This is a genomic window from Streptomyces sp. NPDC059455 (assembly GCF_042750115.1).
Classification (GTDB): domain Bacteria; phylum Actinomycetota; class Actinomycetes; order Streptomycetales; family Streptomycetaceae; genus Streptomyces; species Streptomyces endocoffeicus.
Genome location: NZ_JBHYVB010000146.1, coordinates 21,597 through 28,285 on the forward strand (window position 1 = coordinate 21,597; position 6,689 = coordinate 28,285).

General features: G+C 72.9%; 6 protein-coding genes and 1 pseudogene. 3 read left to right on the forward strand and 4 right to left on the reverse strand.

Translation table 11 applies throughout. The annotated features are described in order from the left end of the window. The first annotated feature begins 58 nt into the window (after nucleotides 1-58). Together ACFXB5_RS37605 and ACFXB5_RS37610 are read left to right on the forward strand one after the other, a co-directional pair. Nucleotides 59-562: a serine hydrolase domain-containing protein gene (locus ACFXB5_RS37605; protein ID WP_385216867.1), complete on the forward strand. Its 504-nt coding sequence runs from the start codon at nucleotides 59-61 to the stop codon at nucleotides 560-562. Continuing rightward, nucleotides 559-1,215, forward strand: coding sequence for a serine hydrolase domain-containing protein (locus ACFXB5_RS37610; protein WP_385216870.1), 657 nt, complete (start codon nucleotides 559-561; stop codon nucleotides 1,213-1,215). The genes ACFXB5_RS37605 and ACFXB5_RS37610 overlap by 4 nt, the downstream gene beginning before the upstream one ends. A 21-nt stretch (nucleotides 1,216-1,236) precedes the next feature. On the opposite strand, the gene ACFXB5_RS37615 is transcribed toward ACFXB5_RS37610, so the two are convergent. The 3 genes and pseudogenes from ACFXB5_RS37615 to ACFXB5_RS37625 form a co-directional block, all read right to left on the reverse strand. After that, the gene (locus ACFXB5_RS37615) at nucleotides 1,237-2,229 is read right to left on the reverse strand and encodes a patatin family protein (protein WP_385216873.1); all 993 of its coding nucleotides are present in this window, start codon (nucleotides 2,227-2,229) and stop codon (nucleotides 1,237-1,239) included. Continuing rightward, nucleotides 2,226-2,999, reverse strand: a complete 774-nt coding sequence (locus ACFXB5_RS37620) for a G-D-S-L family lipolytic protein (protein WP_385216886.1) — start codon at nucleotides 2,997-2,999, stop codon at nucleotides 2,226-2,228. Before ACFXB5_RS37620 ends, ACFXB5_RS37615 begins: the two co-directional genes overlap by 4 nt. 77 nt (nucleotides 3,000-3,076) lie before the next feature. Continuing rightward, nucleotides 3,077-3,646 (reverse strand): annotated as a pseudogene (locus ACFXB5_RS37625) (hypothetical protein); the annotation flags it as partial. Between ACFXB5_RS37625 and ACFXB5_RS37630 the strand changes: the two are divergent. Then, nucleotides 3,534-5,156 (forward strand): phytoene desaturase family protein, encoded by a 1,623-nt coding sequence (locus ACFXB5_RS37630; protein ID WP_385216876.1) that lies wholly within the window; start codon nucleotides 3,534-3,536, stop codon nucleotides 5,154-5,156. The pseudogene ACFXB5_RS37625 and the gene ACFXB5_RS37630 sit on opposite strands and share 113 nt — an antisense overlap. Before the next feature lie 5 nt (nucleotides 5,157-5,161). Here ACFXB5_RS37630 and ACFXB5_RS37635 read toward each other — a convergent pair whose 3' ends face one another. Further along, nucleotides 5,162-6,382 (reverse strand): transglycosylase family protein, encoded by a 1,221-nt coding sequence (locus ACFXB5_RS37635; protein ID WP_385216878.1) that lies wholly within the window; start codon nucleotides 6,380-6,382, stop codon nucleotides 5,162-5,164. Nucleotides 6,383-6,689: the final 307 nt, after the last annotated feature.

Sequence of the window (6,689 nt, forward strand, 5' to 3'; positions counted from 1 at the left end):
GGCGGGGAGCGGGTTCGTGGGAGTTCGGGCGAGGGGCGAGGGGCGAGGGGCGAGGGGCGTGGCGCTGTGGGCGGGGATCGGCGCGCTGGCGGTGACGGCGAACGTCACCGCCGCCACGGCCCAGGGGGAGCCGGCCGGGCCGCCGGCGCCGTCCGGCTTCGAGGAGGCCGTCGGCCAGACGGTGCGGGACGGATTCCCGGGCGCGGTGGCCTACGCGCGGCGCGGCGCCGACGAGTGGCGGACGGCGGCCGCGGTCGCGCACCGGGCCACCGGCGAAAAGGCCCGGCCGGAGCAGCGGTTCCGGATCGCCGGCAACACCAAGGCGTTCGTCTCCACGGTCCTGCTGCAACTGGAGGGCGAGAGGCGGCTCTCACTCCACGACAGCGTGGAGAAGTGGCTGCCCGGCGTCCTCCAGGGGAACGGCAACGACGGTAAGGCCATCACCATCCGTCAGCTGCTCAACCACACCTCGGGGATCCACGACCCCACCACCGAGGCCTCGTTCTTCGCCTCCTATCTGGAGGACGGGGCCGGGACCACGTCATCACCCCGCGCGAGGTGATCGCCCGCTCGGTCCGGCACGAGCCGGAATTCGCCCCGGGGAAGGGCTGGTCGTACTCCAACACCAACTATCTGCTCGCCGGGCTGGTGATCGAGGCGGTGACCCACCGCTCCGCGCCCGCCGAGATCGACCGCAGGATCCTCGCCCCGCTGAGGCTGAAGGACACCTCCTTCCCGGTGACCGACCCCGAGGCGCACGGCTCCCATCTGCACGGCTACGACCTGAAGGGCCGCGATATGACGCGGTTCAGCCCCTCCTACGACTGGACCGCCGGAGCCATGATCTCGACCGTGGACGACCTGGCTCGGTTCGAGCGGGCGCTCTTCGGCGGCAAGCTGCTCCGCCCCGGCCGGCAGCGCGAGCTCAAGACCCCGGTGGAGTTCCCCGACGCGCCCGCGTACGGGCTCGGGGCGCAGCGCATGGAGGTGCCGTGCGACACCGGCGAGGGGAAGCAGGCCGATCCGCTCACCGCCTGGGAGACCGACGGCGCGGGCCCCGGCTACACCAGCGTCTCCCTCACCACCGCCGACGGTCAGCGCCAACTGGTCCTGGCCGCCACCGTCTACGACCTCGCCGCGGAGCTCAAGGGCGAGACGCCCGTACCGCGGAGCAAGGGGCTGCTGAAGGCGCGGACGGCGGTCCTGTGCGACTGAGCCCCGTCCTCCCCCAGGACCTCAGGAACGGGCCGCCGGGGCGAACTGGGCCACGACGGCCCGGCGCCCCGCCTCGAGAGCCTCCTCGAGCAGAGCGCTGTCCGTCTCCAGACGGCTGATGGACGGCGCCGCGGCATCGGGGCGGACCGACAGCACCGCGGGATCCGTGGGCGATTCCGCGGTGTCGGTGTCGTAGACCGCCAGCAGCCGGTCGTCGTCGGCGAGCCGGGCGGGCCGGTTCAGGAAGGCGGCGCGGAACTGGGGGGAGTACTGGCGGAAGGCGACCGCGGCGACCAGCCGGGAGCCCACCGACGGGTTGGCCCGGAGCGCCGCGTCCCGGACCGGCGGCCTGCTGCGCAGGACGAGGACGTGGGTCGCGCCGTCCCGCAGCGCCTGGCGGAACGGGATCGACTCGGCCAGGCCCGCGTCGTAGAAGCGGCGCCCGCCGATGGTGACGGGGCCGCCCGCCAGCATCGGCAGCGCGGCGCTGGCCCGCAGCGCCATACGGAGGGCGACCTCGTCCGTCAACTCGCCGTGCAAGTCGACCGGTTGGCCGGTCTCGAGGTCCGTGGCCAGCGGATGCAAGGCGAGGGGTGCGGCCAGCACCGAGGCGTAGTCCAGCGGGAATTGACGGATGTAGACCTCTTCGATCAGGGTCTCGATATCGACCATGGGGCGTCCGCGCAGCAGATTGCGCTTCCGGATGAGAGCACTGGCGAACCGGGGGTCGGCCCAGCCGCGCAGGCCCTCAGGCCGCGAACTGACCAGCCAGGCCGCCGAGATGGCCCCCGCCGAGGCCCCGTACACCGCGTCGAACGCGTTCAGCAGCCCCAGCTCGTGCACGGCCAGCGCCATACCGGCCGAGACGGTTCCCCGCATTCCGCCACCCTCGATCGCCAGCGCCACCCGGTATCCGTCCGCACGCGCCCCGGGGCGGCTGCCCGCCTCCGTCCGGTCGGCGAGGACCTTCATCAGCCGGTGGCGGTCGAGGCCGCGCTGGGACTGCTCCGTCACTTCTCTTCTCCTTGAGGCGCGATACGGGCTGAAGGGGCCGGTGTTCGTAGCCGCTGCTCTGCCGCGTCCGTCAGTATGGGCACACAGTCGGCCAGCCGCAGAAGCGTGCTGAAGCGCGAGGCGAGGACCGGATGGCCGTCCGCCGCGGGATGCAGCCGGTCCGAGCCCTCGGCCTCCAGCATCAGCCGCGTATGGACGGGGCCGAACACATCGGGGCCGTGCAGGTAGCGCAGCCGTGTGTCGCCGTGGTCGCGCAGCAGGGTCACGGCCCGGCGTATGTGCGCCCGGCACTCGCGCATCGTCATCCCCGAAGGACCCGGCGCCTCCTCCCGCTCGGGCGCGGTGATCGTGGACATCACGGCGAACGGGGTAGTGGAGTGGCCCTCGCGCACCGTGCGGACGAAACCGATGAGCGCCGGGACCAGCGCGTCGCGGCTGTGGCTGCCGAGCGCCTGGACATTGACCCCGACGCGGAGGGTGAGGAGATCGGCCGGCAGATCCCGCATCAGCCGCGCCGTCATGGGCTCCAGACAGCTGGACCTGCCCAGGGCCGGCGAGGTGAGATCCCAGCCGTTGCGCCGGGCCACCAGGGCGGTCCAGGTCCGGCTGGGGGACGCGGCGCCGCGCCCCTGCGAGATGGAGCTGCCGCAGTGGACCCAGCGCGGCCGCGGCCCGCGCTCGTCGCCCTCCACGGCCGCGCCCGCCTCCACGGACCGTCCGCGCAACCGGAACTGATGGTAGAACGGCAGCCACAGCTCGACCGCCGCCATCCGCCCCGGCAGCCCCCCCCGCACCGGAACTCGGCGTCCCCGCCGTGGGTTTCCAGCTTCACGGTGTCGGCCCGTCGCCCGTCGCACACCACATCGAGGCGCGCCCGCTCCTCGGGCCCGTTCAGCGTGGGCGCGGGGTCGGCCTGATAGCGGCAGACGAGCGAGGAGCTGTCGGTGCGCAGCGTCACCCGCACTCCGGCCGGCATCGCGGCCCGGCCCAGCCCGCCCTCGGGAAGATACAGCGCCGCCTCCTCACGCGGCAGCCGCCAGGGAGCGGTCCACCCGGGGCCCCGCCGCAGGGACACCGCGCCCCGGTACCGCAGCCGGGGATCGTCGTGAGGGATGTCGAGCGAGGCGCTGGCGGGGCGGGTCTGCATGGTCGGGAGTCTGACACCCGCCTCGGACAGGCGAGGGAAACGCGCATCGTGCGAGTGCGGGGGCGGCCCGTCATTCAGTATCTTCCCTGCATTCTTCGCGTAGCATGCTGAAATCGGACAAAAGCACCGCATCGTGCGATGGCAGGAGGAACGCCGGATGGCCGAGGCAGACGCCGTCGTCGTCGGGTCCGGTGTCAACGGCCTGGTGGCCGCCGCGGAGCTGGCCCTGGCCGGATGGTCCGTCATCCTGGTGGAGCGCGAACCGTACATCGGCGGGTTCATCGCCACCGAGGAGCGCACCCTGCCGGGCTACCTCCACGACACCTACTCCTCCTGGCATCCGCTGTTCGTCTCCGGCCCGGCGTTCGCGCGTCTGGGGGAGCCCCTGCGGCGGCATGGGCTGGAGTACCGCAACACCGATGAGTGGGTCATCGCCAGCGTGGCCGACGACGGCGGGGTCACGGTTGCGCACCGCGATCCGGAGCGCACCGCCGAGGGTTTCGCGCATGAAGCGGACCGGGCCGCGTATCTGGCCGCGCTCGGCCGGCTGGGCGCCGACATGGAGGCGATCGGCGGCCTGATGGGCGGCGAACTCCGTTCACCGGCCGCCCTCCGCCACGTGGCCGCCCTGCTGCGCGGCGGTGGGCGGCAGGGGGTGGAGCGGTGGCTGCGCTCGGTGGCCACCAGCGGCCGTGGATACCTGCGCGCGGAGTTCCGCGGGGACGAGGTGGACCATCTCTTCGCCCCGTGGCTGCTGCACGCGGGGCTGTCGCCGGACCATGCGTCGGGCGGATTCCTGGTGACGCTGTTCGCCGCCACCCTGCACGGCGCCGGGGTGCCGGTGGTGGCCGGGGGTGCGGGCCGGTTCCTCGACGCCTTCAGGTCGCTGCTGACGACGACGGGCGTACGGGTGGAGACCGGCACCCGGGTCGACCGCGTCCTCGTCGAGCAGGGCCGCGCCGTGGGAGTGGCGGCGGGCGGCCGGGTCTTCCGCGCCCGGCGCGCGGTCCTCGCCTCGGTGACGCCCACCGCCCTGTACGGCACTCTCCTGCCGGAGGGCTCGGTGCGCCGTGAACTGCGCGACGAGGCGCGGCGATTCCGCTACGGCCGCGCCGCGATGCAGATCCATGTCGCGCTGTCCGAGCCGCTCGGCTGGCGCGACGCACGGCTGAACACGATCCCGCTGGTGCACCTGACCGATGGTTCGGGCAGCACCGGTATCGCCTGCGCCGAGGCCGAGGCGGGCCTGCTGCCCCGGCGGCCCACGGTGGTCGTCGGGCAGCAGTACGTCCTGGACCCCGGCCGGGTGCCGCCCGGGGCCGCCGCGCTGTGGCTGCAGTTGCAGGAGGTGCCGTCCACCCCGCGCGGCGACGCGGCCGGTGAACTGGACACCGCTCAGGGCTGGACCCCGGAGCTGGCCCGGGGCTACGCCGACCGGGTGCTGAACCGGATCGCCCGGCACGCGCCCGATCTGCCCGGCAAGGTGCTCGCCGTCGATGTCATCGCGCCCCCGGACCTCGCCCGCCGGAACCCCAACGCGGTCGGCGGCGACCCGTACGGCGGTTCCCTCGAACTCGACCAGAGCCTTGTCTGGCGCCCCCTGCCCGCCTCCGGACGGCACGCGACCGATGTCCACGGGCTCTGGCACATCGGCGCGTCCACCCACCCGGGGGCGGGGCTGGGCGGCGTCTCCGGGCATATGGTCGCCACCACGCTCACCAGAGGGCCGCGTTTCGCCCGTCTGCCCCGGCTCTCACCGGGGCGACGGGTGGGAGCCTGACGCCGTCAGAGGCTGACGCCGTGTGACCGCAGATAGGCGAGCGGATTGATGTCCGAGCCGTAGCCGGGGCCGGTGCGGATCTCGAAGTGGAGATGCGGTCCGGTGGCATTGCCCGTCGAGCCGGAACGGCCGATCTGCTGGCCGCCGTTGACGTTCTGCCCGGCCCGCACCGACAGCTGCGAGAGATGGGCGTACTGGCTGTACTTGCCGTCCGGATGCCGGATGACCACCTGGTAGCCGTACGCGTCGCCCCAGCCTGCCGAGACCACATGGCCCGAGCCCACTGCCTTCACCGAGGTGCCGATGCCCACGGGGAAGTCCACGCCCGTGTGATAGCCGCTCGACCAGCTGGATCCGGATGCCCGGTAGGCGGTGCTCGGGTTGACGCCGCTGACGGGGGCGGTGAAGCCCGAGGAGACGACGGGCTTGGTGGCCCGCTCCCGGCTGGTGTGCTTCTCGGCCTTCGGGTGCGGCGCGGGCTTCGGCTTCGCCTTGGCCTTGTGGTGGGGCTCGGGTTCCGCCTTGGGCTTGGCGGTGGCCTTACCGCCCTTGAGGGAGAGCTTCTGACCGGGGTAGATCAGATCGGGATCGCCGCCGATCGTCTCGCGGTTGGTCTTGTAGAGCGCCTCCCAGCCGCCGTTGACGTCGTGGGAGTCGGCGATACGGGACAGCGAGTCGCCGCTGACGACCACATAGCGGCCGGAGTTCGTGGAGGCGCGCCCCGGGAGACTGGTGGGCGTCGGCTTGCTCGCCGCGACCTGCTGGGCCTTCTCCGGCCGATGGGTCTGCTTGACCGGGGCGGCGGCCGTCCTGACGACCTTCTGAGCACTCTGCTGCGGCGCCGCGTCGTCCCGCGTCAGACCGGCCTTGCCCGAACACACCGGCCATGCGCCGGGACCCTGGCCGTCCAGCACCTTCTCCGCGATCGCGATCTGCTGGTCCTTGGTGGCCAGATCGGCTCGTCCCGCGTACGCCGTGCCGCCGTACGCCTCCCATGTGCTCTGCGTGAACTGCAGCCCGCCGTAGAAGCCGTTGCCGGTGTTGATGTCCCAGTTGTGGGTGGACTCGCACTGGGCCACCTTGTCCCAGGTCTCGCCCGAGGCCGCGGACGCGCCCGCGGCGCCGACGAGTGGAAGGGCGATTCCGGCGCCGCCCGCCGTGACGCTCAGCGAGGCACGGGAGATGCGGTTGGGCTTGTAGCGGCGGTGGCGTCCCCGTAAGGGCATGGACGGCTCCTTCTCGTGCTGCCGGGTGCGGCGAGCTGCCGGGCGGGCCAAAGATAAGGGGGCCGATTTGGACACAACAAGAGGGAGTTCACCTAGAAAGAGGGCCACAGTGCGCTGTGCTGCGACCCTCTTCGGCTTATGTGATGTGCATCACATGAATTCGGTCGGTGGTTCGGGCGGGACACAGGGTGACCGGCCACCCCGCAAAGCGAGCCGCGGGGGGGCGCGGGCGGGGGCGCGGGACGCGCTCGGGGGGCCGGACGAGCCATCGATCGCGGAGCGGGCGCGGCGGTTCACCGCGACGCCA

What these genes read in the sequence shown, in the direction of transcription:
- ACFXB5_RS37620 (WP_385216886.1), bottom strand. Translation starts at nt 2,999, where the DNA reads ATGGCGGCGGTCGAGCTGTGGCTGCCGTTCTACCATCAGTTCCGGTTG.
- ACFXB5_RS37630 (WP_385216876.1), top strand. Translation starts at nt 3,534, where the DNA reads ATGGCCGAGGCAGACGCCGTCGTCGTCGGGTCCGGTGTCAACGGCCTG.
- ACFXB5_RS37635 (WP_385216878.1), bottom strand. Translation starts at nt 6,382, where the DNA reads ATGCCCTTACGGGGACGCCACCGCCGCTACAAGCCCAACCGCATCTCC.